This window comes from Qipengyuania citrea, assembly GCF_024171405.1.
Taxonomy (GTDB): domain Bacteria; phylum Pseudomonadota; class Alphaproteobacteria; order Sphingomonadales; family Sphingomonadaceae; genus Qipengyuania; species Qipengyuania profunda.
This window is the reverse complement of record NZ_JALJZT010000002.1, coordinates 2,351,248-2,378,185: the sequence shown is the minus strand read 5'-3', so window position 1 is coordinate 2,378,185 and position 26,938 is coordinate 2,351,248. Positions and strand designations below refer to the sequence as shown.

At 60.5% G+C, this 26,938-nt stretch carries 21 protein-coding genes; 9 read left to right on the top strand and 12 right to left on the bottom strand.

All coding sequences use genetic code 11. From position 1 onward, the window contains the following. Position 1: 1 nt before the first annotated feature. Complete coding sequence (locus J2S32_RS12475; RefSeq protein ID WP_221601634.1) at positions 2-1,639, bottom strand: ATP-binding protein; 1,638 nt, start codon at positions 1,637-1,639, stop codon at positions 2-4. A 425-nt stretch (positions 1,640-2,064) separates the two neighbouring features. On the opposite strand from J2S32_RS12475, the gene J2S32_RS12465 reads away from it, so the two are divergent. Then, positions 2,065-2,700: a S24 family peptidase gene (locus tag J2S32_RS12465; protein ID WP_221601636.1), complete on the top strand. Its 636-nt coding sequence runs from the start codon at positions 2,065-2,067 to the stop codon at positions 2,698-2,700. 14 nt (positions 2,701-2,714) lie between these two features. Here the strand turns inward: J2S32_RS12465 and mobF are convergent, their stop codons facing one another. The 4 genes from mobF to J2S32_RS12445 all read right to left on the bottom strand — a co-directional run bounded on the left by mobF (position 2,715) and on the right by J2S32_RS12445 (position 9,285). Continuing rightward, on the bottom strand, positions 2,715-5,639 hold the full coding sequence (mobF, locus tag J2S32_RS12460) for a MobF family relaxase (RefSeq protein WP_253521899.1): 2,925 nt from the start codon (positions 5,637-5,639) through the stop codon (positions 2,715-2,717). A 59-nt stretch (positions 5,640-5,698) separates the two neighbouring features. Further along, positions 5,699-8,011: a type IV secretion system DNA-binding domain-containing protein gene (locus J2S32_RS12455; protein ID WP_253523106.1), complete on the bottom strand. Its 2,313-nt coding sequence runs from the start codon at positions 8,009-8,011 to the stop codon at positions 5,699-5,701. Further along, positions 8,001-8,333, bottom strand: coding sequence for a hypothetical protein (locus tag J2S32_RS12450; protein ID WP_253521897.1), 333 nt, complete (start codon positions 8,331-8,333; stop codon positions 8,001-8,003). The genes J2S32_RS12455 and J2S32_RS12450 overlap by 11 nt, the downstream gene beginning before the upstream one ends. A 730-nt stretch (positions 8,334-9,063) precedes the next feature. Continuing rightward, positions 9,064-9,285, bottom strand: a complete 222-nt coding sequence (locus J2S32_RS12445) for a hypothetical protein (protein ID WP_050599527.1) — start codon at positions 9,283-9,285, stop codon at positions 9,064-9,066. Positions 9,286-9,629: 344 nt separating this feature from the next. On the opposite strand from J2S32_RS12445, the gene J2S32_RS12440 reads away from it, so the two are divergent. Then, the gene (locus J2S32_RS12440) at positions 9,630-9,896 is read left to right on the top strand and encodes a DUF6437 family protein (RefSeq protein ID WP_253521894.1); all 267 of its coding nucleotides are present in this window, start codon (positions 9,630-9,632) and stop codon (positions 9,894-9,896) included. A 66-nt stretch (positions 9,897-9,962) separates the two neighbouring features. Here the strand turns inward: J2S32_RS12440 and J2S32_RS12435 are convergent, their stop codons facing one another. The 5 genes from J2S32_RS12435 to J2S32_RS12415 form a co-directional block, all read right to left on the bottom strand. Continuing rightward, entirely contained in the window at positions 9,963-10,361 is a 399-nt protein-coding gene (locus J2S32_RS12435) for a single-stranded DNA-binding protein (protein ID WP_253521892.1), read from the bottom strand. Positions 10,362-10,729: 368 nt separating this feature from the next. Next, positions 10,730-10,999: a hypothetical protein gene (locus J2S32_RS12430; RefSeq protein WP_253521890.1), complete on the bottom strand. Its 270-nt coding sequence runs from the start codon at positions 10,997-10,999 to the stop codon at positions 10,730-10,732. A gap of 70 nt (positions 11,000-11,069) precedes the next feature. After that, a complete protein-coding gene (locus J2S32_RS12425; protein WP_253521887.1) occupies positions 11,070-12,005 on the bottom strand; it encodes a DUF2493 domain-containing protein in 936 nt (311 codons plus the stop codon). 218 nt (positions 12,006-12,223) lie between these two features. After that, positions 12,224-12,664 carry a hypothetical protein gene (locus tag J2S32_RS12420; protein ID WP_253521885.1) on the bottom strand — a complete coding sequence of 147 codons (441 nt, stop codon included), beginning with the start codon at positions 12,662-12,664 and terminating at the stop codon, positions 12,224-12,226. 11 nt (positions 12,665-12,675) lie between these two features. Continuing rightward, positions 12,676-13,605, bottom strand: coding sequence for an ArdC family protein (locus J2S32_RS12415; RefSeq protein ID WP_253521883.1), 930 nt, complete (start codon positions 13,603-13,605; stop codon positions 12,676-12,678). Between the two features lie 396 nt (positions 13,606-14,001). Between J2S32_RS12415 and J2S32_RS12410 the strand changes: the two genes are divergently transcribed. Together J2S32_RS12410 and J2S32_RS12405 are read left to right on the top strand one after the other, a co-directional pair. Next, a complete protein-coding gene (locus tag J2S32_RS12410) occupies positions 14,002-14,505 on the top strand; it encodes a Pycsar system effector family protein (RefSeq protein WP_253521881.1) in 504 nt (167 codons plus the stop codon). A gap of 4 nt (positions 14,506-14,509) precedes the next feature. Continuing rightward, positions 14,510-15,217: an adenylate/guanylate cyclase domain-containing protein gene (locus tag J2S32_RS12405; protein WP_253521879.1), complete on the top strand. Its 708-nt coding sequence runs from the start codon at positions 14,510-14,512 to the stop codon at positions 15,215-15,217. 57 nt (positions 15,218-15,274) lie between these two features. On the opposite strand, the gene J2S32_RS12400 is transcribed toward J2S32_RS12405, so the two are convergent. Beyond that, complete coding sequence (locus J2S32_RS12400) at positions 15,275-18,376, bottom strand: tetratricopeptide repeat protein (protein ID WP_253521877.1); 3,102 nt, start codon at positions 18,374-18,376, stop codon at positions 15,275-15,277. Positions 18,377-18,501: 125 nt separating this feature from the next. On the opposite strand from J2S32_RS12400, the gene J2S32_RS12395 reads away from it, so the two are divergent. The 5 genes from J2S32_RS12395 to J2S32_RS12375 all read left to right on the top strand — a co-directional run bounded on the left by J2S32_RS12395 (position 18,502) and on the right by J2S32_RS12375 (position 24,466). After that, positions 18,502-20,103 carry an adenylate/guanylate cyclase domain-containing protein gene (locus tag J2S32_RS12395; protein ID WP_253521875.1) on the top strand — a complete coding sequence of 534 codons (1,602 nt, stop codon included), beginning with the start codon at positions 18,502-18,504 and terminating at the stop codon, positions 20,101-20,103. Positions 20,104-20,111: 8 nt separating this feature from the next. Continuing rightward, positions 20,112-21,806: a ThiF family adenylyltransferase gene (locus J2S32_RS12390; protein ID WP_253521872.1), complete on the top strand. Its 1,695-nt coding sequence runs from the start codon at positions 20,112-20,114 to the stop codon at positions 21,804-21,806. Continuing rightward, on the top strand, positions 21,784-22,347 hold the full coding sequence (locus tag J2S32_RS12385) for a Mov34/MPN/PAD-1 family protein (protein ID WP_253521870.1): 564 nt from the start codon (positions 21,784-21,786) through the stop codon (positions 22,345-22,347). The genes J2S32_RS12390 and J2S32_RS12385 overlap by 23 nt, the downstream gene beginning before the upstream one ends. After that, positions 22,344-23,273 (top strand): TIR domain-containing protein, encoded by a 930-nt coding sequence (locus J2S32_RS12380; protein ID WP_253521868.1) that lies wholly within the window; start codon positions 22,344-22,346, stop codon positions 23,271-23,273. Before J2S32_RS12385 ends, J2S32_RS12380 begins: the two co-directional genes overlap by 4 nt. Positions 23,274-23,476: 203 nt before the next feature. After that, positions 23,477-24,466: a DUF4238 domain-containing protein gene (locus J2S32_RS12375; RefSeq protein ID WP_253521864.1), complete on the top strand. Its 990-nt coding sequence runs from the start codon at positions 23,477-23,479 to the stop codon at positions 24,464-24,466. Positions 24,467-24,861: 395 nt separating this feature from the next. Here J2S32_RS12375 and J2S32_RS12370 read toward each other — a convergent pair whose 3' ends face one another. Beyond that, positions 24,862-26,835: a ParB/RepB/Spo0J family partition protein gene (locus J2S32_RS12370; protein ID WP_253521862.1), complete on the bottom strand. Its 1,974-nt coding sequence runs from the start codon at positions 26,833-26,835 to the stop codon at positions 24,862-24,864. Positions 26,836-26,938 lie beyond the last annotated feature (103 nt).

The window sequence follows — 26,938 nt, the reverse complement described above, 5'->3', positions numbered from 1 at the left end:
TTCAGTCCCCTTCTTCGTCCCCGGTCTCTGTCAGCTCTTCGTCGTCGGGCAGAGGCACTTCACGCAGCAGCTTCTTGAGATTGGTCGAAATCTCGTTGCGAATGTCCTCAAATATCGGCTCAAGGTCATCGTTGGTGTTGTTCTGCTCAGCCACAGCAAAAGCCCACAGCAGCAGATCCATACCCTCGACTGCATAGCCACTGGCGGCAGCTCTCTGATAGATTTTCAGATAGAAGTCGTGATGCTTGTTAATGCGGACGCCTGCTACGAAGCCTGACTCGGCATCGCTGCGCATAGCCGGCTCCCAGAGATCGCCGGACGTAATGGTTTCGACAGCTTCAACGTGAATACGATCCGGGTTTACGTGCGTATCCACGGGTACCCGAAGCTTGATGCCTGAACCGCGATTGTTGTTGAGTGTAGCGGTTTTCTGACCCGCGTCGGCAGACTGGACGTCCGGCTTTTTGGTCGAAGGCGTATTGCCGATGACTTTATTCGCGCTGCCGTGATCGACGCCGCGCTCCACCGCCGCTGCTTTCTCCTTGCGCCGGTAGCGGTTTCCTGCCTCGCGATAAGTCGGCTGAAGTAGGGTCTTGAGGGCTTCCTCAAGAGCCGGGTCGAAGAGAATTTTCGATTTCTTGACGTCGACCTTGAAGGCCTCGTCAAGCTTATGTGTGAAATCGAATTCGACGCGCAGCAACGACGTGTGCGGCTCAACAGAACCAAATACGCCAAGCCAGCCGCCCTGCTGGATCACTCGTCCTTCGCGATGAATGTAGAAGCCCTGGCCGCGGTTGGTGATATTCGCGATTTTTTGTTCGTCTCTGGTCAGATCCCGTCGGTTCGGGAGAATCCACGCCCTGATGTGCGCTGTTTCAACCGACCCGTCCTCCAGTTCGATCTCGAGTTTCTGCTGTTCAGGTGAAAGCACCTGATCGGCCTTCTCAGGATAGAACGGGTTCCACGGTCTGACCTGTTCCCCATTAACAGATATTGAGACATGCCTCTCACGATCGTCCCCTTTGTCGAGGAAGCGATAATAGATGAGAGCGACATGGTCGATCAGCCGCTCACCCAGCCGTCTGATTGCAGCCTGTTCCCTCGCGCCACCCGGATCGTCGTATTCTTTCGATAGCAGACGGTCGCATTTGGACCAGACCACAAGCGTGCCCTTGTCGCCGCAAAGCTCTTCGAAGAGCTCGTAGTCATCTGCTGTCATCTCTTCGCGGAGCATTTCCCACTGGTTCTGCTCTTCGACATGCTCGAGGTCCCATGCGAGCTTGGCGAAGTCAGCCTTATCAGACTGACGGGAAATGACCGTAAACCTAAGGCAGACCGAACTGGATGCCGTCTTGAGACCAAGGCCAAACTTGCCGAGACTGGCAAGATTAGCTCTGGCAGGTGCCCCGTAACGCATAGCGTCGAACAGCATCTCGCTGTCCATGCCATCACCATTATCACCGAAGCACACGAATTTTCGACCGTCTTCGGCCAACTCTATTCGTACATTGACCTCGGTCGCATTGGCCGCGATTGAATTGTCGATGATATCAGCGGCGGCGGTATTGAAACTGTAGCCTGTGTCCCGAAGCCCGTAAATGAGCCGTGGCGCATCGGGTTGATTAATCAGATCATTCACTTAGCCGCCCCCTTAAAAGAGGGCACCTTTGCTGAAATCCAGCCCGCTACCCCCCGCGTCGAACGGTATCGAACTTAGCGGGATGATCGTTAAATGAAAGCTGACAAACGACTTGCGTTCAAAGACCGTCTCCGTTTCGCACCTCTGCATGCCTGAGATAGACCTCAACTTTTTCCAAGGTCCGTCGCCGCGGCCGCCTTCCCTGTCTTAAGTCCAAGACAAAGCGTGGATCGCCAACCGCGCGACGACCAAACCGTGTCGCCGACATGTGCGATTCCTTCAGGTGTCGCTCAATGCGATCCAGCAATTTCATGGCCTTCCTCGACTCACTCAGCACTTGTGTTCCTGTTTTGTTCTTAGTAGGAAGGTTCCATCGAGTCTAGGAGATTTCCTTCTCTCCTCAGACCGTCAGAAGGAACGACACGATGGAACATGTCAGAGAGGAGCTCGATCGCCTGATCCAGCAGCGACGGCTCGGATATTCCTCGATCTCGCGGATGATCGGACGAAACTCGTCCTACATTCAGCAGTTCATCAAGCGCGGCTCGCCGCGCAAGTTGGACGATGATGACCGGCGCACGCTTGCCAGCTTCTTCGGGGTCGACGAGCAAGTTTTGGGCGGCCCGGCCGCGCCAATGCGTGACGGACTGATCGAAATACCCGTACTCAATGTCGATGCATCAGCGGGCTTTGGAGCGATTGCCGAAAGCGAGACCGCCCATACACGCTTCGGCTTCGACGAACGCTGGCTTGCCCGGCTGACCCGGGCAAAGAGCGCCAGTCTCTCGATCATCCATGTCCTAGGCGACTCCATGGAGCCGACACTCAGCGATGGCGACGAAGTACTGGTCGATGCGTCGGACCAAGGTTCGCGGCTACGTGACGGCATCTATGTCCTGCGCGCCGATGATGCGCTGGTGGTCAAGCGCGTGACGCTCAAGCCAGGTGGCCGCAAGATCACCATCAGCAGCGATAATTCGGCCTATCCCAGCTGGGATGATGTCGATCGGTCCGAAATCCAGGTGGTCGGGCGTGTCATCTGGTTCGGACGCGCGGTTTAGGAGCTCCCGTTGGCTTAGATCCCGATTTCGAAAGGCTTTACCCTTTCCTTGGTGAGTTCGGGCTTGTCACTTGCCTGCGAAGCGCTGCCAACATCCTTGTCTTGCGAAAGCCCCTTGGCAGCTGCCGCTTTGAGCCTTTGCGTTACTTCGACGGCCGACGCTTTATCGCCGCTGTTGGACTTGATGGCCCGGCCGAGTTTCTCGGCATTATCTGCAATCAGCGTAAGGCCGTCGCGAAGCCGGGTGACCGTGACCAAGAAGGTCTTCCGATTGGCGAGATTACGTTCGCGACTGTCCATCACTGCGATTCCGCGATCAGAGGTCAGTCCCTGCGCCATGTGCGCATTGAGGGCATAGGCGAGGTCCATGCGTTTGAGCATGGGGTCGCCGCGGCTCAGGCGGAGCTCCTTCCCCGCTGATGTCTCCACCAAGACGCCCTTTGTGTCGATGGCCACGATCCTCGCACGGTCGGCGTTGAACAGCCCACGCTTGTGGTCGTTGTCGGTCCAACGGATCTTGTCACCCTCGATGATTGACAGCGGCTTGCGTTCGAAGAGCGACAGGCGGCTATCGTCTGCGCCCGGCCGTAAACGCGCAGGATTGAACTTGCGAAGCTGCCCCTTCCTGTCCTCAAGCACGAGCTGCCTGCGCGCCTCGTCAATGGTCTTGACTGTGTAGTCACCCTTGGAAAGTTTCTGGGTGCTGTCGCGCGAGCGGAAGTTGAGAACCATGCCCGGCTGGTAGGTGCGAAGATAGCGAAGCTCCTCGTGTGTCACATTCACCCGCGAATGGACGGTCAGGCGCCCGGATCGCGGCCCGAGCTCGCCATTGGCCTTGAGTCCGCGCTGGACAGCATCGTTGACCGCAGAACGTAAGGCCCGTCCCGACGCGTAGATCGACGTCCGATCCCGATCCGCCGGGCTGAGCGAAAGCCACTTTTCGGCAGCAACAATCGCACTGTCCCCGCGAGCCTCGATGGTTGAAGGAGCAAGCGCCCGGAGCGCATCGTCGATGCGTCCCTCCTGCGCGGCGGCCTGGGCTCGCCGCAGGGCGGGATCGCGGCCGCGCAAATTTACATCCATGTTGGCGCGCGCGATCCCGGCCTGCTGTACGAGGTCGAAGGGCTTACCGGCATTGACGGCGCCTAGCTGTCGCGTGTCGCCGACGAGAACAAGGCGGTAGACTTCGGCAAGGTTCGCCAGCCGTACCAGCTTGGCCTTGTCCTCATTCGACACCATCGACGCCTCGTCGAGCACCAGGACATGGTCTCCGAGCGCGCTCCGAGCCTCACTCAGAAGGGAGGCATTTCCCGGCTCGGGCAGAAGCCTGCCCCATTGGGCGAGAAAGCGGGCGATGGTCATCGAACGGATGCCAGTGTCGCGCTCGAGCATCTGGACGAGCGTGTTCTGCACGGCGAGCCCCAGCACTTGCTTGCCTTCCTCGCGGAGCAGCTGGGCAACCGGCTTCATCACGCTGCTCTTGCCCGCCCCGGCAATGCCCTGGATCGCTACGATCCTGTCGCGCGACGAAAGGACAAGGCCCGCAGCATCCTCCTGCCCTTCATTGAGTGAAATTCCGTGATTGAGCGCAGCAACATCCTGAACCCGCTGCGCGGCGTCCGGCCGATCCAAGATGGGCGACACCGCACCTCGTCCCTCGTCGACATTCGCGAGAATGGTGCTTTCAAGGTCCAGCGCCTCGCGGCTCGCCAGCCAGCCTTTGTGTTCGCCTTTGCCGGGCTCGAGTGCGCCGCTTCTGACCAATGCGTTCACACGGGTTTCGACGTGATCCACCGTCGTCGGCAGCCCAAAATCAAGCGCCGCTTTCAGCAATCCCTCACGCGGGAACGCTGCCTCGCGCTGCGAGAGATGACGCACCGCGGAAGCAACGGCCTGCGCTGCCGCAATGATCGGTGCATCTTGCTTGAGGACATGGGCTGGGATCAGCGGATCAGCCGGATCGCCCTTGATCCGCTGGGCGAACTCTCTCAGCTTCGCAATTCCACGCTGAAGAAGGCTCCCTTCTTTGGAGCTGGGAATGTCCTTCGTTGCAGCCCGCATCTGCGACGCATCGATCAAACCGACAAAGTCAATCCCGACTTCTTGGGCTTTCTGCCGCCATGCATCGAGAAGGCCTTCCCGGTCCCTGACGGGCGCCTTGCTTTTCCTCGTATTGAGCACAGCAATGTCGCGGGTTTTCGGGGTGTTCTCACCGAGCTGGCGTACCGCCTCGAGGACTTCTTCGCGCCGCGTTGAAAAGGCCACGACCTGCCCGCGAGCAATGGCCGCTGCTTCGAAATTGCCGTGCTTTCCAACCGGCCCTGCTTCGTAGCCCATTTTGTCGACCGCCAGACGAAAGCGCGCCATGGTCATCGAGTTGAGCAGGGTGTTGAACGACCAAAGCTTGTCATTGCGAAGCGCGCGCCACTTCCCGTCGCTGCCTTGCGTGACATTTGCCACGACCGCATGAAAATGCAGGTTCGGCTCCTGGTTGCGGTTGGTGTCGTGCTGGAAAAGACCAATCGTCAGATTATCTGTCGCGACCTTCCCGTAACCAGCCTTGCTACTCATCCGGGTCTGCGCCGCGTTCTTTTCTGCCCAGCGCAAGGTCTCGATGACGGCCTCGCGATAGGCATCGATAATCCGCTGGTCGCCGCCCACCAGCGCAAGCAGCGACCAGCTTTTCGGCAGTGAGAATGTGAGGTCGGTTCCCGGCCTGTGGGCCTGTCCCGCATTGCCGACCTGGATACCGCCGGGAAGTTCTCCCCGCAGCAAGGCATCGAACTGCTCGGCGCTGACGCGGCCCTCGAGACCAAGTCGTTCCGCTCCCTTCCCGACCCAGGTTCCGGAACGATCGGCATCGGCGCCGGTGTAGTAATTGTCTGCCGCGAAATAGCTCGCGGCAGCCGAAGGGGAGCGCACATTGGCGACGGAAAGCATACTGTCTGGTCCTTGTCACGGCTTCCCCCGCGGCCAGGTAATCCCTGCCCATTTGCCTTTCACATGTCGGGTTCGAACTCGCCGAAATCCTTCTCCGGCGGATCTGCGACCGCACCTTCACGCAGGTCTTTTTCGACCGGCTTGAGCGACTGACGCCCGTTTTCCGCCGCACGGCCTCGTGGCGTCGAACCGCCTTTTCCAGCTGCAGCATCGCCGGCGGTTTCTGGTTCGGACGGGTGCTGTTCCGCGCCCATTGCTGGTGCATCTTCACCGGTTTGCACTGCGGCGAGAGGTAGCGTTGGACCTGCATCCAGATGTGTATCGGACCGGGATTCGGCATCGAGATCACCAATAGCGCGCCCTGCATTTAGGTTTTCAAGCGGCACAGGCTCCTGCCGATCTTGCGGCTCATCGGCGACACGGCGCTGCCCTTCGAGGTCGAATTTGAGCTGCTTTGAATCGACAGGCTTACCGGCACCGTCATCATTCGAAGCGGGATGCTCGTCATTCGGTTTCGAACCCAGGTTCGCTTGGGGCGTCGCTGCCGCAGGACCCTGGCCAGGCTTTATGAGCGGTTTCTCGCGGGCGATGAAACCTTCGGCAATACGACCACGCGTGCGCGGAATGAGCGAGACCGGCGCAGCGGGGAATCCGTCGGGAAACTTGATGTAGGCCGACAGCCGCGGAAGGTTCATGAACTGGTCGGGCAGGAGCAACGGCTCGATCTGCCGCCTGGGCGTCAGGCTGACTGCATCGCGCGCATTGTTGTACCCGTAGCTGTAGCCCTCTTCCATGTCGCGCACCTGCCGGTGACCGATGAAATCGGAGCACCAGGTCGCTGTCTCTCGATCTGCCGTCGCCAGGATAAGCTTGGTGCGCGCAAGCGAGGACAACGTCATGGCCATGTTCTCGCCATAGACTTCCTTGAGCTTGGCAAACGCATGCACCCCGGTGACGATCGCTCCGCCGAAGTTGCGCGCCGTTTGCAGCCCCTTTTCAAGCGCCGGTAGTCGATGAAGGGCACCGAGCTCGTCGATCAGGAACCACATCCGCAGGTCCTGCGTGCGCTCGAGCGTCATCAGCGTATTCATCGCCGTGTCGAGCCATAGCGTGAGCAATTGCGAGGAGATGCTCATGTCGACATAGCGGGCAGAGAGGAACAGAATCGAGCCCGCCTGGCAGTCGCCTTTGACCCAGTCGCGGACCGAAAAGCGCTGTCCGGATGAGGGCAAGAGCTTGAGCACTTTCGCATTCGCATTGAACACCGCGCGGATCGATTCCGCCATGCGGGCCGCCTCCGGAGCGGTCAGCGGGTCGGCCATCGTTCCTCGCATCAGCTTATGCACTTCGGACAGGTCAGCGGTCATCAGCCGCCGTGCCAAGGCCTCGTTGGTCGCTGTGTTGGTGCGGGCAAGATGGAGACACATCTCGACGAACAGCATGCGCGCCGCGAGCACCCAGAATTGTTCTGAACCACCCCCGTCATGGGGCACGAGCGCTTCGGCCGCGGCGTGAAACTCAGCTTCCGTCGTGCAGTCGTTGAACACGCTCCATAGCGGACACCGAACATCGACAGGATTGAGAATGATGTCGCGCGCGGGATCGTAGAAGGCCTCAATGAAAGCCCCTGTGAGGTCGAAAATGACCGCGCGCTGGCCGCGTTCACGTGCTTCGGCAACAAGTTCGGTGAGCGCCACGGTCTTGCCGGTTCCGGTCGTGCCAATGAGCATGGCGTGACTCTGCTCGAGCCGCCAGGGCCAGCTTACACCGGCGAGATGTGCGGGTTGGTAGTGGCCCGCTTCGGCGAGCGCCGACGAGCTGGCAAGCCGCCACTTCCAGCCGAACTTGCGTCCCAGTTCTTCGGCCCTGAATGCCTTGTTGTGACGCTCGATTTCTTCTTCGAGTTCGTCGAGCGAAACAAGCATTGCACCGCGCTCGTGCTTGCGCTCCTTCGACCGCCCGCCAAAGCGCTCGGCGAACCACCAGAAGAACACGAATGCCGGGATCAACAGGACCGCCGCGACGAGCAATCCCTGCTTCACTGCCGATCGAAACGCCTCGACCGCCTCGCGCATCGACGGGAACTCGCGAACGATGCCAAACTGGAGGCCGACCCTTTCGCCGTCAAGCAATTCAAGGTTGACCAGTTTGGCCGGATCGAACTCCATGAAGGCGTAGAGACTGGCGTAGATGTGCATCCAGACCAGGTAGATCTGGTGATCACTCAGAGCCGACCGCACTTCCCAATAGCACGTGCCGACAGCAACAAGGCCGGTGACTATCAACGGACCCTTCAGGCCGGCTGCAAACATGAACCCAAAGTGGCCGAGCAGCTGGCTCCCGCGGGTGAAGTTCAGGAGATTATGCTTCATGGGAATGGCCTCCCATGCTCGCGTTGACGGGGAGGCCAAGACGCTCCAGGCGTCGCCGGTACGCCTCGTGGGTACGGTCGCGCAAACTCGCATCAGGATGGCTGGCTAGAAGCGCATCGAGCGCCACCGAAATGAAGATAGCCTGGCGCGCGGGATCGAGCCCTGCGGGGCGGTCCTTCGCCTCGTTATCGCGCTGCCACGCTGCGACAATGAGGTCACGGATAAAGACGCTGACACTTACGCCATGGTCCGCGGCACACTGGCGAACCCAGTTACCTACGGAGAGAGATACGAATGTCTGAAGCCGATCTTGTCGGGTCATGAAACAGGTTCCTTGTCGGGCCGACGGAACCTGGCTCACCTTGCGGAAGGTGCTGATGAGAATAAATCGTGAACAACTCGCAGTCAATCGAAAGATTAAGACAATATTTCAGTGTGATAGAGAGATGTGAGTTGTCTGCGGATCAGTGCAAAGCCGCTCAACTCGCAGACGGGTTGATTTCGCCCATAACCACATTCTTTAGCAATAACAGAGAGATAAATCCCGAAATCGCGGGGTAGGGTGTGCTCCCTTGTTCCCAAGTGCGCGAGGTGGTCCAGTCAGCAACGGGGATTGATCAAGGACGACCATTCCCGACCTCCACGATGGAGCGCGAGCAACCAGGCCTGGCACCTCTTCGGATGCAGATCGAGAGCATTTCGACGCTTCCAGCCAAAGACAGCACCTGCGAAAAAGGCAGCGGCCAAGGGCGCGTGGGAAGCAAGGCAAACGGGGCATGTCGCGTGCCCAGCTTCCCGCCGCCCGACCCGGTGCCGGTTCGCAAGTGCGCGCGGGGCCCAAGAACAGATCACGCCGCACCCTCAGGAGCGCATCGCAAGATGCGCGGGACAGAGTGCGTCCACAGCCCCGCTCCATTTATCGGGCGCCGCCGCATTGCGGTGGGCGACCGTCAGAGCAACCGACCGAACCTGATTCTTGTGCCTGATTGGACTATCCGGCGAACAAGAAAAAAGGGCAGGAACCGTTCCCGGTTCCCGCCCTGTCGGTCGTCTCAGAACTCGTCGAGCATGCCGCCGTGGACCGTGTGGACCACCCGCGCTGCGAGATGCGCTGGCAAGATGTTGTAGTCACCTTCGTCGAGGGCAAAGTACCCGAGTTCATCATCCTCGATAACGTGCTGATCGAAGAAGCTGTGCAGCGCTCTCTTCTCGGCTGTTTCGAGAGCCTCGAAATAGCTCCGTGACGGAAGGGCGCAATGCATCGAATAAGCCATGATAATCCTCCTGATTTCTGTCGTGAGACGACAGGAGGTGCGCGCGATGGTCTTGTGCATCCCGGGTCAGGGATCGCCCGAATGGGCGACCGCAATAGCGGCGGTGGGGGTAACGATTTTGTTCGCTGCCGGATGCAATCCGGTGGCGGGCAAAATGGTGGGGCCCCGCCGTCCTTGAGGCGGGAGGCGCAAGGCCATCATGCTGGGAGAACCGTGAGCAAGAACCCACCACCTCCACCCGGATCAAACATCTGCTGGGTGCGAATTGCCTTTCCTACACCCCGATGTCGCGGGCATAGAAGCAATTGGGGAGCAGATCCGAGGGGGACAAAAGGACAAGTAACATGCCCCGGAACAGGAGCGCGATTGTAGCCCTGCAAAAGCTCGAAGCAGACCGCGAGGCGCTCGACGCCAGACAACGCGAGCTCGAAGTACAAGCAGCCAGGGAACTCGGCGAAATCATCTTGGGAAGCGGCCTCGAAAGCTTCTCGAAGAAGGGCCTGAGGCAGGTTGCCGAAGAACTCGGGAAACTCGGCGAGAATGCCGCGATCGAGAAACTGACGGGGCGTGGTGCAACCCGTGCTTCGAATGCAGCGGCAAGAACCCAGTAACCACAGAAGAAGAGGCCCTGCCGCTTGCGGCAGAGCCTCTTCGTAAGGGGACGATCGGGATCGATGTCAGTCGATATCGGGAGCGTCGGTGTTGTCGTTGTCGTCGCTCGAACCACTACCGTGGGAGAGGAAGTCGACCTTGTCAGCAAGGATCTCGGTACCGTAGCGCGTGACCCCGTCCTTGTCTTCCCACTGGGTGTAGTGGATGCGCCCCTGGACCGATACCAGCTGGCCCTTGGAGCAGTACTGGCCGACGGTCTTGGCGAGGCCGTTGAAGCAGGTCACCCGGTGGAACTCGCTTTCCTTGGCGGTGTAGCCGCTCTCGTCCTTGTAGGTCTTGCCGTCCTTGTCGCGTGCAGGGCGATCGGTGACGACGGTGATCCCGGTGACATTGGTGCCGCCCTTGGTCTCGCGGGTATCGGGCTCGCGAGCGATGCGGCCAGTGAGGATTGCGATATTGGTCATGATAGTAGTCCTTCAGTTCCTCAAACCGGAGACCATCTCCGGCTTGCGAACATTCAGAAGAAGCAGGACATGGGAGGACTGCACCGCTGGAGCGAAGCTCCAAGGGAAACCCGTTCATGACGGGTGGTGCGGGCAGGCGCGCGAAGCGCGACCACACGGCCGGAAAGGAACGGGTTGCTGTCCGCTGGAGCGAAGCTCCAAGGGAAACCCGTTCATGACGGGTGGTGCGGGCAGGCGCGCGAAGCGCGACCACACGGCCGGAAAGGAACGGGTTGCTGTCCTCAGCTGACCTGATTCAGGACTGTTCGCGAAGAAAGCCGGATGGGTATCGGGTGCGGGTCTGAAGGTGCCGTGACCGGCACTTCCAATCAGGCTTCGCCTTCGCCTTCCGATGCCGCCAGCAGATCCATGAAGTTGCGGGCAGCTTCCCGGTCTTCTTCGTTCTCGAACGCCACGTCGAGTTCGGGGGCGGACCCGAACATGTGCAGGAACGACCACAGTGCAAAGCGCTTGCCCCGGTCCTCCTCAAGGCCGAGATCAACCCGGCAATGCTCGATGCCGGCTGACAACGTCTCGGGAGCAACCCCGGAGAGGTCGGTGGTGGCAAAGTAGCGCTGCAGCAGATCGTCAAGTTGCATGACCGGTCCATAGTCGGGTCTGCGCCGAATGCACATCCGGGCAATGCAGTTGCAGATTGTAAAGGCCCCCTCAGGACCCGGGAGAGGTGCCCAAGGGGCCGCGACGATCGACCACGGTGATCCGGCGCGTCTTGGCATCGATCACCAGCCGTTCGGTCACGCCATTGCCCGGAAAGGCGACGACGTAACGCGGATTGAGCGAGAGCATCTGCTCGTTGCGCTTGAACCCGGCGCGGGCACCAAGCCGACGGTCGAGCGAATAGGTCAACTGCTGGACCTCGCGGCGCTCGGCCCAGCTCGCGGCGAGGCGATCGGCACCCTTGCCGTCGCCGCCATGGACCAGGAAGAGATCGGGAACCGCATCGCGAACCTTGTCCAGCGTCGCCCAGATATTGTCGGCGTAGGCGCGCGCGTCCTCGGAGCTCTCGAAGCTCTGGCGACCGCCGGCGAAGACGACCGGAGTGCCTTCCGGGATCAGGGCGTGACGCCTGTTCTCAGCGCGTGCGCGGAGGAAGTCGCGGGCATCGATCACAGCCGAGGTAAGGTGGCGCGAATGGCTCGTGCGCGAGCCCGAAACAGGCTTCCACGAGGACCCGGTCTCGTCGCGATAGAGTGCTGCCGCAGCCTCGCGCATCTGCTCGAAGGCCAGCATGCTGGCTTCTGCAGCCTGCGCGCGCTCGACCTGCTCTTCAAGATTGCTCGAATGCACTTCGGAGCCATCGGCTGATGCGAGGAGGACCCGGATCTCGTCGCTGGCCCGATCAAGCTGAGCGGACTTCCGGCTGGCGGCACGGTGAAAGAGATTGACCACGCCCCAGGCAATATCCTCGGCATCGGCCTCAAGGGCCGTGTCGGAAAACATCGCGAAAAGGTCGGACCATACGGCGCCAAGCGTCTGGTCGATCGCATCCTGGCAAGGAAAGTCGGTTGCGTTGAATGGGGCGGGCCTGATGCTGAGGCCTGACAAGTCAAGGCCGCTCAATTGATCAATGAAGCTGTCGTACATGGGGTGTCTCCTGATCGGGGGACAAGGAGAGGAGGCACCATTGCCTCGGACCTGTCCGCCGGAGCCCGATCAGGGCCGGGGAAAGGGGCGCGACGCACCGCGTAGCGGGGAACCTGCGGCCCTAGGCTGGCGCGGGCAACACGGGCCGACGGGCCGCAGGTTGCGGCGCGCCCCAACCGGCCCAAGGGCCTCTCCCGGCGGACAGGGATGAGGCAGTATCAGGATCCGGTGTTGCAGATGGATCGGGAGTGCTCGAAGATCGCTTCGCCATTTGAGAACCGACCGACCAGGCGCAACTCACCAAACAGGTCGATGAACCTACCCGAGACTTGGCCAAGCCAGTGCCGTGCTCTCGCCGTTCGTGGGTTGTAGAAATCGGCCTCCCAGTACCGGGCATCGTCGCGCTCGGCGAGCCAGATCGCCGCGATCCCACAATAGGTCGATATGCCGCAATCGGCGAAGGCGTTGCGCAGGAGGATACGGTCCTCGCGGCCGCGCCATCCATCGAAGTCCTCGAAGGATGGGAAGGCTGCCTTTGTGGTATCGATGATCTCGTCGATGAGGCACTCGTAGGCCCAGTCGACATCGTCGTCTTCGCCGTCATCTAGCAGGCGAAAGGCCACCACGGAGCCGGTCGGATAGCTGACGGAACGTCCCATCTCACGGCTCCTCAGGCTGCATCAGCGAGATCGATGTCGGTCTCGCTTTCGTTGGATTGGCATCCACCCAGTTCGAGCAGCATGTTGGCCGCTTCCTCGGCTTTGGCAGCCGCGGTCAGGATCGCACGTTCGTCCGATTTGAGGATCTTGAGCCAGGACGCGATGTAGCTGGCGTGATGGTCGAGGTGGGTGACCGGAAGACCAAGTTCGGCCCCAAGAATGGCTGAAGACAGTTCGGCGATCAGTTCTTCGGCAGCATAGGCGTCGCTGCCGAACCGGTTCTTTAGATCGCGATCGAGCCGCGAAGAATGCCCCGTCCAGTGTGACAGCTCGTGCGCGAGCGTCGCATAGTAGTGGTCGTAGGCATCAAAGAGTTCGGCTCGCGGCATAGTGACCCGGTCGCGAAGCGGCTCGTAATAGGCCTGCGCGCCATGATGGCGCAGGTCTGCGCCCACTTGACCGAAGAAGGCATCAAGTCGGTCTTCGCGCCCTTCGGGCTCCAGCGCGGCAACCAGCGGCTTGGGATGATAGAACTCGGGGAGGCCATCGCACTGGTCGGCGTTGAACACGGCATAGGCCTTGAGCACGCGCCGGTTTTCGGTGTCGGCCTCGCCTTCGGCGTTCTCGACCTCCTTGGTGTAGCTCCTGTAGAAGATCGCGATGGTCGATTTCTCACCCTTGCGGACCTGCCCTCCGATCGCCTGGCACTGGCGATAGGTCATCCAGTAGGGCGAGGCGTAGCCACAGCCGTCGGCTACCATCCACAGCCAGAAGGTGTTCATACCGCGATATGGTGTCCCGCAGGAACGTAACGGCCGCGAGACGGGCACACCGCGCCACGGCTTGACCCAAGGTTTGGTGCCTTGCTCGAGCTTTTCGATAATGGCGGCGGTGATGCGCGCGGCAGGCGATGTCGAAGCTGTGCGGCGGGACGTGGTCATGGAAGGTCTCCTGATCGCCGGAACGAACTTGTCCCGGTTCAGAAGAGCAAAGCTCCCTCCCCTCTCGTTTAAGGAGAACGGCTATGCGCTATCGCGTCAGTCATTAAAGAGTTGCCGACGATCGCCTCAAAGCGGTCATAGGATCAGTCGGCTCGATCTGTCCGCAATGTTCGACAGTCCGGAAAGCCTCCTTTCGGGAGCGCGATTGGACTAGCGGACACTCCCGGTAGCGAAACGGCGCGTTGGCTTTGGCGTCCATCCCGGGAGCTCATGGCCAATTGCGATCCTCCCGAAAGCAGTCGTTTGTTCATCCGCGCTCGTCGTCCAAGCGTCGCGCAGACAACATGCTTTGCTACGCCGACGGAACTTGATACCGTCTCCTATCGGAGGGGTAGCATGAAAGATCTGACCGTCATTGAAGCACAGTTGACGCGCGTCTTGAACTTTTTCCCCCGCGTCGACACCAAGGTCGCTGGGCTCTTCACCGTCAATTCTGCTGTACTGACGGTCAGTGCGCTCAATGTACAAGCTGGCGATCTCAAACAATGGTACATCGCCATTCCCGCTGTTTTTCTGGTCCTTGGCTTAGTTGGGTCATACACATTTCTCTATCGGTGCAACTTTCCTGATCTTGAGGGCGGTCAGGGCAGCCTGATCTATTTCGCCGCAATCCAAGACCGCACGGAAACCAAATTCAAGGACGAGTTCGAAGCGGTTAGCGAGGCGGACTATCGCGCTGACATGCTTGGCCAAGTCTGGCGCAATTCCCACATTCTGTGCGAGAAATACCGGGCCATTGCTGTCGCAATCCGTATTACGCTGGCGACCTTCCTGCCTTTTGCGATCTTTCTGGTGATGACGGCAATCGAACATAGCCGGATACCCATGATTCGCGGGTAATCACATGGCATTGAAAGACGATCTCACGGATGCTGCCGACGGCATCCTTGGAACGGCGTTCGAGGAACGCGAGGGCAAGAAAATACCGACATCGGACGACATCGCCCTGTCGAACGGAGCCGTGAAGCTGGATGCCGCGTTCCTCTATGCCGATCTCGCGGGATCGGGCGTCATCGCAAAGGTTTGTCCATGGGACACAACGGCGAAAATCATCCGCGCCTATCTGGACTGCTCGGTACGCATCATCAGAGCGCAAGGAGGTGAGATACGAAGCTTCGATGGCGATCGCGTGATGGGTGTGTTTATCGGCGATAGGAAGCGAACGGACGCAGTGAAGGCCGCCCTGAAAATTCAGTGGGCTACTGAAAATCTGATTCAGAAAAAGGCGACAGCCCGGTTCAACTCGGTAAAGAATAATGACGTGAAGATCCGGCAAGCGTGCGGCATCGATGTCGGAATCTCCAGAGCGGTTCGCGCGGGCATCCGCAATAACAACGATCTCATTTGGATTGGCCGCCCGCCAAGCTTTGCGGCGAAGCTCTCCGATAATCGGGAATATCCCTACTGCACCTTCATCTCGGCCGCGGTGTATGACGCAATGTTGGACGAAGCGAAGCTGAGCAAAGGGGTGAATATGTGGGAAAAGCGAAGCATGAAGTTCGCTGGCGTTGACGAAGACGTCTACCGCTCAAATTACGAGTGGACGCCGTAACCGCGTTCAACGCACCCTATTTCGACCAGACGATTACCCTCTCAGCGAAGGTGCCGGCTATCGTTCGTTGGCGTGAAGCTGATCCAGAATATCAAGCGCAACCTCCCGAATTTCCTTGGCAACAGCTGGCGATTCTCCTCGGTCCAGCTTCAACGCTATCGAGAGCGGCTCCACTGTCCGGCCTTCTTCGGAGTCGAGCAGTGCGCTCAACTCATTACTAAGGCCAACACGGGCAAGCTCCAGGCTTGTGTCGACAAAGCTCGGGATGAGCTCACGGCGCGTCTCCAATTCCGGCAGTGCGGCACCGAGATGGGCGATCGCCGCCTGGATATCGCCACGCTTGGCTTCGAGCGGCGCGAGAAATAGCCGTGCCTCGGTCAGATCCGGGTCGCGTTTGAGCGCTTCGGAGCCGTCCTCGATCCGGAACTGCAGTTCGCGATCGGTCAACTGTGCACGCGCCAAAAGGCATTTGGGATTGTCGGGGTCAGCCTCCATCGCCCGGCCAATCAATGCCTGCGCTTCGGAAGGCGCAGAGATACGAGCGAGTCCCGTCAGCGCCGATACGCCAATGTCATTCAGGGCTAGGGCGGCTTCGAAATGTTCGCGCGCACCATCCTCGTTATGCCGACGGGCCGCGATGTCCCCCTGAAGTACAAGGCTGCAATAGCAGTCTTCATTTGCGGCAAGTGCCTCGTTCAGCAATTCGAGCGCGTCGTCATCGTCGCCATGATGGACGAGTAGCTCGGCAACTTCGCGCATCGGACCGCATGCACCGCTTTCAAGAACTGCCTCGACGGCCTTCCGCAGTGCCGACTCCGCCTCGGCATCCGAAGCGGATTTCTCCATCAGCAGGCGCGCCAGCCTGACCCAGGCCGGCTCGCCCTCCTCGAGTGTCGTGGCGTGGCGATAGGCCTTCTCGGCGCGATCTCGCTGACGGCTCGCGCTATAAATATCTCCGGCCGCAATCCATGCCCAGGCATCGTCGGCATGCTTTTCCAGCATGGCGTCGACTAACTTGGCAATCGCTTCGAAAGGTTCGCCCAAATTGCGCATGGCAGTGGCCAGCATCCGGTAGATCACAGGGCTATCGGCGCCGGTCGCAATGCTCCGATCTAGTGCAGCGCGGGCCTCGGCAAATTCTCCCTCGGCTGAGAGAAAGGCGCCGAGATCGGCCCAGGCCATCCAATCGTCGCCGTGCTCGGCCACATCCCGGAGCAGCATTATCGCCTCTGGCGCACGACCGGTTCCGCTCAGCAAGCTGGCCAAGAGGTGCCTGGCTTCGGAACGATCAGAATGATCCTCGAGCGCCTGACGAAGCGCTGCCTCGGCTTCATCCTCCTTGTCCTGACGCATCAGGATTCTGGCAAAGTGCGCGGTCGCGTCATCTGTCAACTCGCCGAGCGCAGCCGCCCTGCGATACAAATAGAGCGCACCATCTTCATCATCATTCCGATCGCGCAAACGCGCCAGATGAAGGATCGCCGGCGCGCAGCCGGGGTCGATTTCCAACGCGCGATTGAATGCCGCCTCGGCTTTCTCGGTCTGGTCGGCGAACGACAGCATCAGCCCGTACATCGAATGTGTGCCGGGATTGTCCGGTTCTTGCTCCACGGCGCGCTCGGCCGCCAGAACGGATTCCTCATGTTCGTGGAGTTGAAGATGCGTGAACGCCAACTGTATGAATGGCATCGGGTTTGATGGGGAGATAGCGGCGGCATCAGCGAGCAAAGCCTTCGCCCGGTCGGTATCGTCGCTCTCGAGCGCATCGTGTGCCTCGCGAAGAAGTCTGTCGACAGCGGCATCGCCGTCGCTTTCGTCGAATTCCGCTTCGATCAAGCTTGGCGCGACTTCCGCCGGCAAACCGTCCTGACGCAGCGACTGGAGGAAATCAGCGGGCGTTTGCGCGAGGATACGTGCGCGGACCGTTTCGGGCTGCCCCATCAAAATGGCGTCGAAGGCCCAATGATAGTCGGCACGCTTGGTGGGCTCAAATCGGCAGGCTTCATCGACGAGTTTGGCTGTTGTCGCGACCAGTTCGTCACGATCGTAATATTCGGTCATGAAAGCGACAAGTGCGCGGACCCGGCTCGAAGGATGGCTGCGTCGCCTCATCAGGTAGTAGATATTGAACAGCCGCTCAGCGGCGTAATATAGCGCCGATCGTCCGCGACCTTGCTCCTTGATCACCGAACCGCGGTCGCTCAACCGGCCAAGCATAGCGGAGGCCGTGTTGACATTGACCCGCGCTGCCGCCGCGATCTGCTTTGCGGTGCTCGGATCCCATGCGTCGAGCAGCGCGGCGAACACCTTCCGCTCGACTGCTGGAAGCATGTCGAGCTGGCTTTTGAAATATTCGGTGTTCTGATCGATCAGCTGGTTAAGGTTTTCCATGAGATCGCCAAGCGAAGGCATGCGCATAAAATCCGCAAGAATATGAATTAGTCGCGGGCTGCCGCCGGTCAGAATCTGCAACGGTCGGATGCGGGCACGCGGCACGTCGTGCGTGGTGAGGGAGGCCCATAGCGCATGGCATTCCTCAAGCGTCAGTGGCCGGAGCGGCAGGATGCGATAGCCGTCGAGGGGGCGCCCCGAACACTCGTCGGTCGATTGCGCCACGGAAGTTGCGAGTACGCCGAAGAGCGAATCGTCGGCCAAGGCGGTCAGAAGGATTGAGCGGTCGCTGCCGATCTGATCGTTCAGCAGCATGTGGAAGTTCTCGACGACCACAAGAAGCCGCTTGCCAGCGGCTGCCGCCACTTCGCGCAAGATCTCCAGGCAGCGCTGCAGCAGGATTGTTTCGTCGGCGATCGTCACCGCTTCGCGGTGCCGGGCCTTGAGGTTCGCATCGCCGGCATCATCGGCGAGATAGAACAGACATTCGAGGAAAAATTCCCCTGGCGTGGTGACCGTATAGCTTTCTTCGCCAAGGAAAATCGGCTGCCACAATGCGTGCAGCGTTTCATCGGTCCTGATTTCAGCCAGCACGCGCCGACACAAGGTGGTTTTCCCAGCACCTCGCGGTGCGACCAGAATGACCCGCGGCGCCGCCGTCTCCCCGCGCAGGATCGTGAGCGTCTCTGCAAGCTCGGGTTGTCGAACGATGAAATTCGATACGGCCTCATCATCGGACTGAAAGGCCGGATTGAATTTATACGCCATCGTCAGCGTCGCTCCATGACCTGCACCAGTGAGCACCCCTAGCTGCCATCAATTCTGTTGGCAAACGGAAAAACATGGTTTATGGCTTGCCAACAAATCTGCTGGCAAATCGCCCTAAGCGGAAAATGAACAGGGATTTCAATATCATGGCAAAGAAGGTGTGGAAGAGCGAGACAACCGACAAACGGGTGGCAACCCGCTTGAAGGAGGTCGAGACGGTCGAGATCAAGGACTATGTGCGCGATACCGACCTGCATGGGCTCGCGCGGAACAAGGCGTATCGCGTCGACGGCGTCCATGTTTATGCGGACATTCTCAACTTGGGCGAGATGCTGCAGTCGACCGAGGTCGAGGGCGAGACGTGCCACAAGCGGACCCTTCGCTTTCTCAACCTTCATTATCGCGCCGTCTACCGGATCATCGCCGGGGTGGATGCGATTCAGGTCGATTTTCACAATCAACGGCTGCATCTGGTGGTCGCCAAGCCGTATGGCGACGAAGCCGCGCGCGTGCACAAGGCGGTGGCGATCGGCCAGCTGATTATGGATGTCCTGGCAAAGACCGGCGAGGATGGTGACGACAAAATTCCATCGGCAAAGGTCAGGGTCGGCATTGACACAGGCCTGGCCCTGGCGGTTCGGAACGGCCGGCGTGGCAGTTCCGAGCCGCTCTTCCTGGGCGTACCGGCAAACCATGCCGCCAAGCGCGCCGGGGGCGGAACCAACACCGGCATCTATCTGTCCAACGAAGCGCGCGGCGCCATCGACTTGGATGCGGTGGATGACGAAGATATCAGCGCGCTGACCCCAGCCGAGGTGGGCGATAGCCAGGAAGAAGCGGCGCTCGCCGTGACCGCGGATGGTATCGTCCGGGATTGGAAAAAGGACCTCGAAGCCAATCCGATCGGCAAGTTTTCGTTTAGCGGGCATACCCCGCCGTTCGCCGATCTCGATCTGGAGGTGCTGACGCCTGGCAATTCGCGCCGCAACGACGCGATCTCGGTTTATGCGGACATCGACGGCTTCACCGCTTATGTTGCCAACCATATCGACGACGACGATGATGCAATGGACGTCGTGCGAGCACTGCATGTGCTGCGCGCTGAACTCGACGCCGTGCTCACCGAAGATTTCGGCGGGCGGAAAATCCGGTTTATCGGCGACTGTGTCCACGGCGTCATCGGTGAAGGCACCGCGCAGACTGCCGACACCGAAGCAAGCGCGAGCACCGCAATCCTGTGCGCGGGCGGACTGCGCAGCGGCTTCGTCCGCGCTTTGGAGTTGCTTGAGGACGAGGGCGTCGACGTTGCCGGTCTCGGGATCGCAATCGGATTTGATGCCGGCCCCGTCGCACTGACGCGCCTGGGCATGAAGGGGTCGATGATCCGCTGCGCGACGGGGCGAGCCATCCTGGCTTCGGAGCACGAACAGCGTCGATGCGCCGGGGATGAGACCGCGGTCGGGGCGGTCGCGTATGGATGGTGTTCCAACGCTGGACAGAAGATTTTCGGATCCAGCCGGAAGCGCTCAGGCCTGACCTATGACGTGGCGCTTGAGGAACTCGCCGACGAAGGGGATACGACGGCTGCGGCCGCCAAGGTCGCGAAGGCCGCGATGGCGATGACGCTTCTGGAGCCGATCATTGCCGCGCCGGCCGCTGCAGCGCCGAGCGCATTCCGCTTTCCGAATCGCGATGCCACGCCGACCAAGCCAGCAGGCTTCGCCTGATGTGGTATATGCGTGATCTGGGCCGCCTGGCATCCGAACAGGCAGCCCTTGCCGACCTTGAGAGGCGTGAGGCTTGGTTCACCGTCGCCAGCATCTATTTCGACGATCAGGTCCGGCTCTGCTTCGATGCCGAGATCGAGATCGGCCCGAAGCGCTATCCGATCCGGCTGACATATCCGCAGACATTTCCTTACACCCCGATCTCGGTTCTTCCCCAATCTCCCGAACGATGGTCGGAGCACCAATGGGGACGCGGCGAACTATGTCTCGAATGGGGCCCGGACAATTGGACGCCCGACATCACGGGTGCCCAGATGGTCGAGAGCGCTTACCGGCTTTTGCACGGTGAAACGCCGAATGATGTCGAAGCGCATCCGGTCCTGCCATCGCGCCACGTCGAAAGCCTGGGTCAGCAACTGCGCGCCTCGGCCGTGGGCTTTGTCCTGACCCGGGCGCTTGCGAGCAAGCTCGATGCAACGCCAGGCCCGCAACTGCTGCCGATGGACTTCTTCATGCGCTCGACGACGCACGTAGTGATCCCGCTGACAGTCGGCGATGAGGACCCTGTTTGGCGTGACCCGACGGTCCCGGAAGCCCTGAAGGCATCTAGCCTGACCCTGAAGGGGCATGTCGCCATTCTACCAGCCGGAATGCCGATTCCTGCGCTGGGAACTGCTTCTGGGTTAAAGAAGGCTCTTGCCGAAGCGGGCTGCAGCTATCCCGAGGGCTATGTCTCCGACGTGCTGGATATGTGCCTGGTGCACGCAGATGGCGTCGCCCGTCTGTTCTGGGTGAAGGACGGGGCCGACACCGTCACAGAATTTAAATGCCTTCCCGAGGGCGGCGGCGTTCGCATGGAGCCATCTCGCGCGGCCCTTGGGACCATGACCGTGGGTCTTGTCGGGTGCGGCTCGGCTGGCGGCAAGATCGCGACCAGCCTGGCCCGCAGCGGCGTCGGCAATTTCCTGTTTGTCGATGACGATGTGATGCTTCCCGAAAATCTTGTTCGGCACGATCTCGACTGGGACGCGGTCGGCGATCACAAGGCTGAGGGGCTGAAGCGCCGGATCGAGATGATCGTGCCGGCCGCCAAGTGCACCGTGCGCCGTCAGCAGCTCGCCGGACAGGAGAGCAGCGGCAGTATCGACGGCGTGCTGGCGCTTTTGCAGACCTGTGACCTGATCATCGACGCGACCGCCAATGCGCGCGTGTTTAACTTGCTCGGGTCGGTTGTCGCCGCAGCCCGGAAGCCGCTCCTGTGGCTGGAGATTTATGGTGGCGGGTTCGGCGGAATGATCGCCCGGTCGCGGCCCGGTCTCGATCCTGCGCCGCAGATCGCGCGAGCGCGGATCGAAGCGGTGTGCTTGGAGAAGAACGTCGTCGCGCCGCGTGCAACCGCGGGGTACGGGATCGACGCTTTGAGTGGCCCGATGATCGCCGATGATGCCGACGTTGCCGTGATCGCAGCGCACGCCACGCGATTCGCTATCGACACACTCCTGTCGCCTGGCGAGTCGGCTTTTCCCGTCTCTGCCTATCTACTCGGGCTGAAGGCGGAATGGCTCTTCTTACAGCCGTTCCACACCTTTCCGGTAGACCTCGGCCAACCGGAGCCGGAAGTCACGCCGGCAATGGATCCAAACGGCTTGGCCACCGTGCAGCGCCTGATCAAGGAACGTCATGATCGTAACGCTGCCGCCTGATCTCATCGCGAAGTTCGAAAAAGCGCTGTCGCGCGCCGGCACCCGTGAAATTGGCGGTGTGCTTGTGGGCGAGCACGTCGCAGACGAAGAATTCCGCGTGGTCGATCTGTCGGTTCAGCGTTCGGGCGGAACCGAGAGCTGCTTCGTTCGCCATCCCAAGAAACATCGTCGCTTCATGCGGAGCTTCTTCCGCCGAACCGGCGCCGACTATGCGCGCTTCAACTATCTGGGCGAGTGGCATTCCCATCCCCTATACCTGCCGGTTCCGAGCACCACCGATCTGGCGCAGATGCAGCTGATCGTAGAAGACGGCTCCGACGCGCCGTTGTTCGCGGTCCTGCTCATCATCCGCCTCGACGGCGGCGAGCGTATCGAACTTGGCGCAACGGCCTTCACGCCAGGATCGGCGCCGACGCGGGTCGAGATCCGCGTTGAGCCGAGGCCGGCCGATGATCCGACCCTTTCCGGCAAGCCCACCCTATGGTCTTGGAAGCGGTCAGGCTGGTGGCGCAGGAAAGACATCAACAGGAGGAACGATTGAGCTTGAAGAAACGATATGAGGATCGCGCGGTGTTGATCGACGCGCTGCTCGGCCAGAAGATTATTCGCGGCAACGAGACGATCGCTGCGGCCTTTGCCGATGCCGGCGATTTGGTCGAATTCGCCGCGGGCAAGAATATCATCGAGCAAGGTGACAGCGATCGGTCGGTACATTTTCTGCTGTCCGGCCGAGGCCTAATCATCATCAACGGGGTGCGCCTCTATCACCGCGAGCCACCCTGCACCATCGGCGAGATGTCGGCCATAAATCCCAGCATCGGCCGATCCGCGTCCATCGAAGCGGTCGAGGACGTGGTCACGTTGAAAGTTGGCTATGAGAAGTTTGCCGAGGTCGGCGAAGCGCATCCCGAGATGTGGCGCCTCGTCGCCCGGGACCTTGCTGGGCGGCTCGAACAGAGGAATCGCTTCGTAAACCGTGCCAATATACGCCCCCGGGTGTTCATGATCTGCTCTGCGGAGGCGCTACCGATCGCAAAGTCCATTCGCGTCGGGCTTTCCCACGATGCGGACATTGAGATCTGGAGCGACGATATGATCTTTCCGGCCGGCGGGTATCCGATCGAAGCCCTAGAGGAGCAGGTCAACATTGCAGACTTCGGCGTTGCGCTCTGCGAGCCCGATGATCTCGTCACAGCTCGCGGCAAGACATCGGCGGTCCCGCGCGACAACGTCATCTTCGAGCTCGGCTTTTTCATGTCCCGCCTTGGCCGCCATCGCACTCTGTTGCTGGTGCCGCAACGCACCGATGTGACACTGCCGTCCGACTTCAAGGGTCTGACGCCGCTTCCCTATGCAACTGCTGACAAAGCCAGTGCTCGGGCTGTGGCGCTCGGCCCCGTGATCGATCGGATCAGTGCCATCATCGAGGAAATGGGTGTTCGCGCTTCGCTAATCGAGAAAAATTAGAACAGCCAGGTCAATCGCCGGTCATTGGGCTGCGCCAGCCCGGTTACCATTTGAAGGACGTCGATAACTAAATGCATTTTCCTCGAGGATCGATGTTTCGTTGGAATTGGGGGCTAGTCCCTACCGATGGCGACGTTGTTCCATTCAGCCGACTCAAGGCCGGTAGCGGTGGGGCGGGGAGAAAGCTTCGCAAACATCACTATTTGTCGATCACCTATATGGCGGGTTTCACAGGCCCGGACGGCCGAGTCTGGGCTTACTTTGACGACAAACCTGATGACCCGCAGCCATCACAGCCTGGCTCGATCGCGTATCGCAAACTATATTATTCGCTCCCATCCAAGGATGGCGGACGTGATGACACGTCTTGGGAAGATCATTGGAATCGTGTGGAGACTGTGTGGCCTATCACTGTCGCCGCCGCGCGTGCGAAGCGCCTTTCGCCGGCTATTTCCTTCAATCTACTTGGGATGGTTGCGATCCTAATGGCGCGTGTGCCGGCGGCGCGTGAACGACATGAATATCTGCTGGCACAAAAGATGCGCGCGGAGATCCAGACTTTAGAAGCGGTCGGGGCGCTGCCCGCGGATCTGGCGGAATATGCTGGGAAGCTCGACCACGTCCCCGTTGGCATCAATCCCGAGCAGAGCCTAGCCAATATGCCCCAGGACATTATGGGTAGCGGCGATTTGGCCTTCCGGATGGGCTTTGAGGTCCTCCACAACAAGACCGACTTGCCGTTCCTGACTACCGACAATCCAGTTTGCTTCTACGATCCCGACCAACCAGTTCATGCTCGCATACCCTACCCCGAGGATGGAGAGATCGAGCTCATTTTCCCAATCGATGCAGGTATGGTGCTACGCGGATCGACGCGCCTTCGTCCGGTAAACAGCGTTATGCGGCACCGTGTGCTGAGCGACAAGGCGAAGGTTCGCAAGATCAACAGGACGGTCGCTCAGTTCGGCTATCGGCTCTATATTGCTCGGGACCGCTCTTGCGACGACCTGGTGCGGCATTACGCCGCGACCGTGCCCACGGTGCATGTCGATGTAGAGTTCGAGCCTGGTCATCTGCGAATGATTTGGCGGCATCTATTTGGGAAACGGCCCATTCTGTCGCCCTATGTTGATACCCCAGAGAAGGCTGCGCGATTGACAGAGACTATGGAGCAAGATGGATTCTTTAATTAGCTCCCTCCCTTGTGCGCCCGTAGTCGATACTTGCCACCCGGAACTTGTTCACCCGCTTTCGGTCCTTTCTGAGCCGTATGCCGAGCATCTCGTTTACACCGAGAGGGCCAGTGTCTCGGATGTCTGCTTCCTTGTTTCTCGAGCTGAAAGCTGCCTTGCAGCTACCGACCCAGTTGCCACAATTTCTGGCGGTTGAATGAACGGCAGCTACCGACGGACGATTTCGGGGCTGCGAACGGCGGCTCTGGCGGCGGCTGCAGATACGCTGCCTCAGCACTAAGAATGTCAGGATTCAGGAGTATTGGGACGAACGCCGCACTAGGAGAATACGAAAAGGCGGTCCGTCCCGATTGGGACGGACCGCCCGCCGAGTGACCTGGACCTGTCAGGAGGGGTCAGGCAGCCTGCTCGGCTATCTCATCAGCTGTAACATTGCTGACCGGCTCATCCGCTTCGGCGTCAACCGGTTCGACCTCTTCGGCACCGGCGAAACGCATGATCGAAGGCACCCAGGCCTGCGCCCGTTCCTTGATATGTTCCTCGCCGATGAAGTTGCCCGAGAAGATGCGTTCGGCAGCGCTTGCCAATTCGGACTTCTTGGAGGCGGCATAGCGACTGACCAGTTCGGGACCGCCGGCGGCATCGAGCGCTTCAAGCGTGCGGGCCTTGGCCACACGATCGAAGTAATTCGTCGCCGTGGGACGCCACCAATGCGCGGTCTCGATTTCGAGAAGTGAGCCGAGCGCCTCGTGCAGCGGCACCGAGCGTTCGCCTTCGCAGGCGAGACTGGCGACAAGCGTGCGCGAGACGACATGACCAAGCCAAGCCGAGCGCGCCTCGTCGGAGAGCGCCCGGAACCTCGCAAACCGTTCGACGTCGGTCTCGCCGACACGCCAGCTTTCATCGAGCGACCCGGCGAACTCGGCAAGGGCAGCACTTGCCGGTGCGTCCTTGGCTTCGAACCCGGTGACGGGGCCGGACGCGACAGAGCCGACCAGCGTCGATGCCTTCTTGGCCCGCCAGTCATGTCCATCAGCATCAGCGAGCGTGAAGACCATGAAGTCGAGCGCCAGTGCCGGATCGTTGGCGAGATGGATCGCCAAGATGTCGCGGCGCTGCATTGCAAGCTCGTCGAGCAGGCGCTGTGAGAGCGCGCTCCCCTTGGGCTTCGCCGTTCCACCTTCCTCGATGGCCTCGACCACACCTTCGTCAGCGATGACTTCGGTCTCGGTATAGAACTGCGGGACCAGTGTCGGTTCGCCATTGCGCGAGAGGACGAGGAAAGCACCAGCCTCGGATTTTAGTTCGTCGGCAAGCACAGGGGGACGATCATTGAGCGCGCGCATGGCCCGGTCGACAACGACGAGTTCCTGCTCGGCTTTGGCGATCTCCTCCTCGTCGCTGTCCTCGTCTTCGAGCACGGCAGCGACGCGGTCGTAGTCGGCCTCGAGCTCGCCGAGCTCCTGCGCTTCCTGCTCGGTCATCGGCGCAGGCTCGCAGGGCAAGCGACCGAGACCTTCTACAAGGTCATGGCTGACATAGGTGCCAAGGGTCGGGCGCACCCAGGCAAGGCCATATTCGAGTGCGGTCTTTTGTGCCGCCTCTTCCATGGCCTTGTGCGCGAGGTCTTCGAGCAGCGCGACATCGATCCAGCTTTCGCTGGCATCATCGTCGAACAGTTCGCGCTCGATCCGGCCGCCTGCGGCGAGGTAGGCATCGCGTCCGACGAGCACGGCACGCGGATCGGAACCGCGCACCGTGGCATCAAGCACCATGCGGCGGATGGTGTCAGGGGTGACCTGGTACCAGGCGTCCTGCAGCTCGGCATAAACATGCGCCTGGCGCTCGATGTCGGAGATCGCGCCGTAGGCCTTGGCCATGTCGAGCGTGATCGTACCCTCAGCGAGTGCTTCGAAGACGCAGGGTGCCAGACTTGCCAAACGCAGGCGCCCTTCGACGAAACGGACGGTGAGGCCGAAGCGGCGCGCCACGTCTTCGGTGGTAGCGCCCGCCTCGATGATCGCCGCGAAGGCCTGCGCCTCGTCGGCGGGGTTCATCGCGAGACGCTGGAAGTTCTCGGCAAGGCTGGCCTCACGCACTTCGCTTTCCTCGCCTTCGATGACGAGGCAGGTGACCTCGTGGTTGTCGGGCAAGGTGCCATCTTCGGCCAGCGCCTGCAGCGCGGCGAGACGGCGACCACCGGCCTCGACCTCGAATTTGCCGCGCTTTCCTTTGCGCACGACGAGGTTCTGCAGCAGGCCGCGCGCAGCAATGTCTGCCCGCAGCTGGAGGTCGGCCAGCACGTCGCTCGATTTGCGAACGTTGCGCGGGCTCGGAACAAGCTTCTTCAAGGGGATCGACTGGATCATGGGTGTTCTCCTGATGGAATGAAGGCGCAGGTGAGGATCACGAGGCCCACAAGCCCAAAGGGCTCCCTCCACTCTCATTCTTAGATTGGGGTTTGCCCGAGGG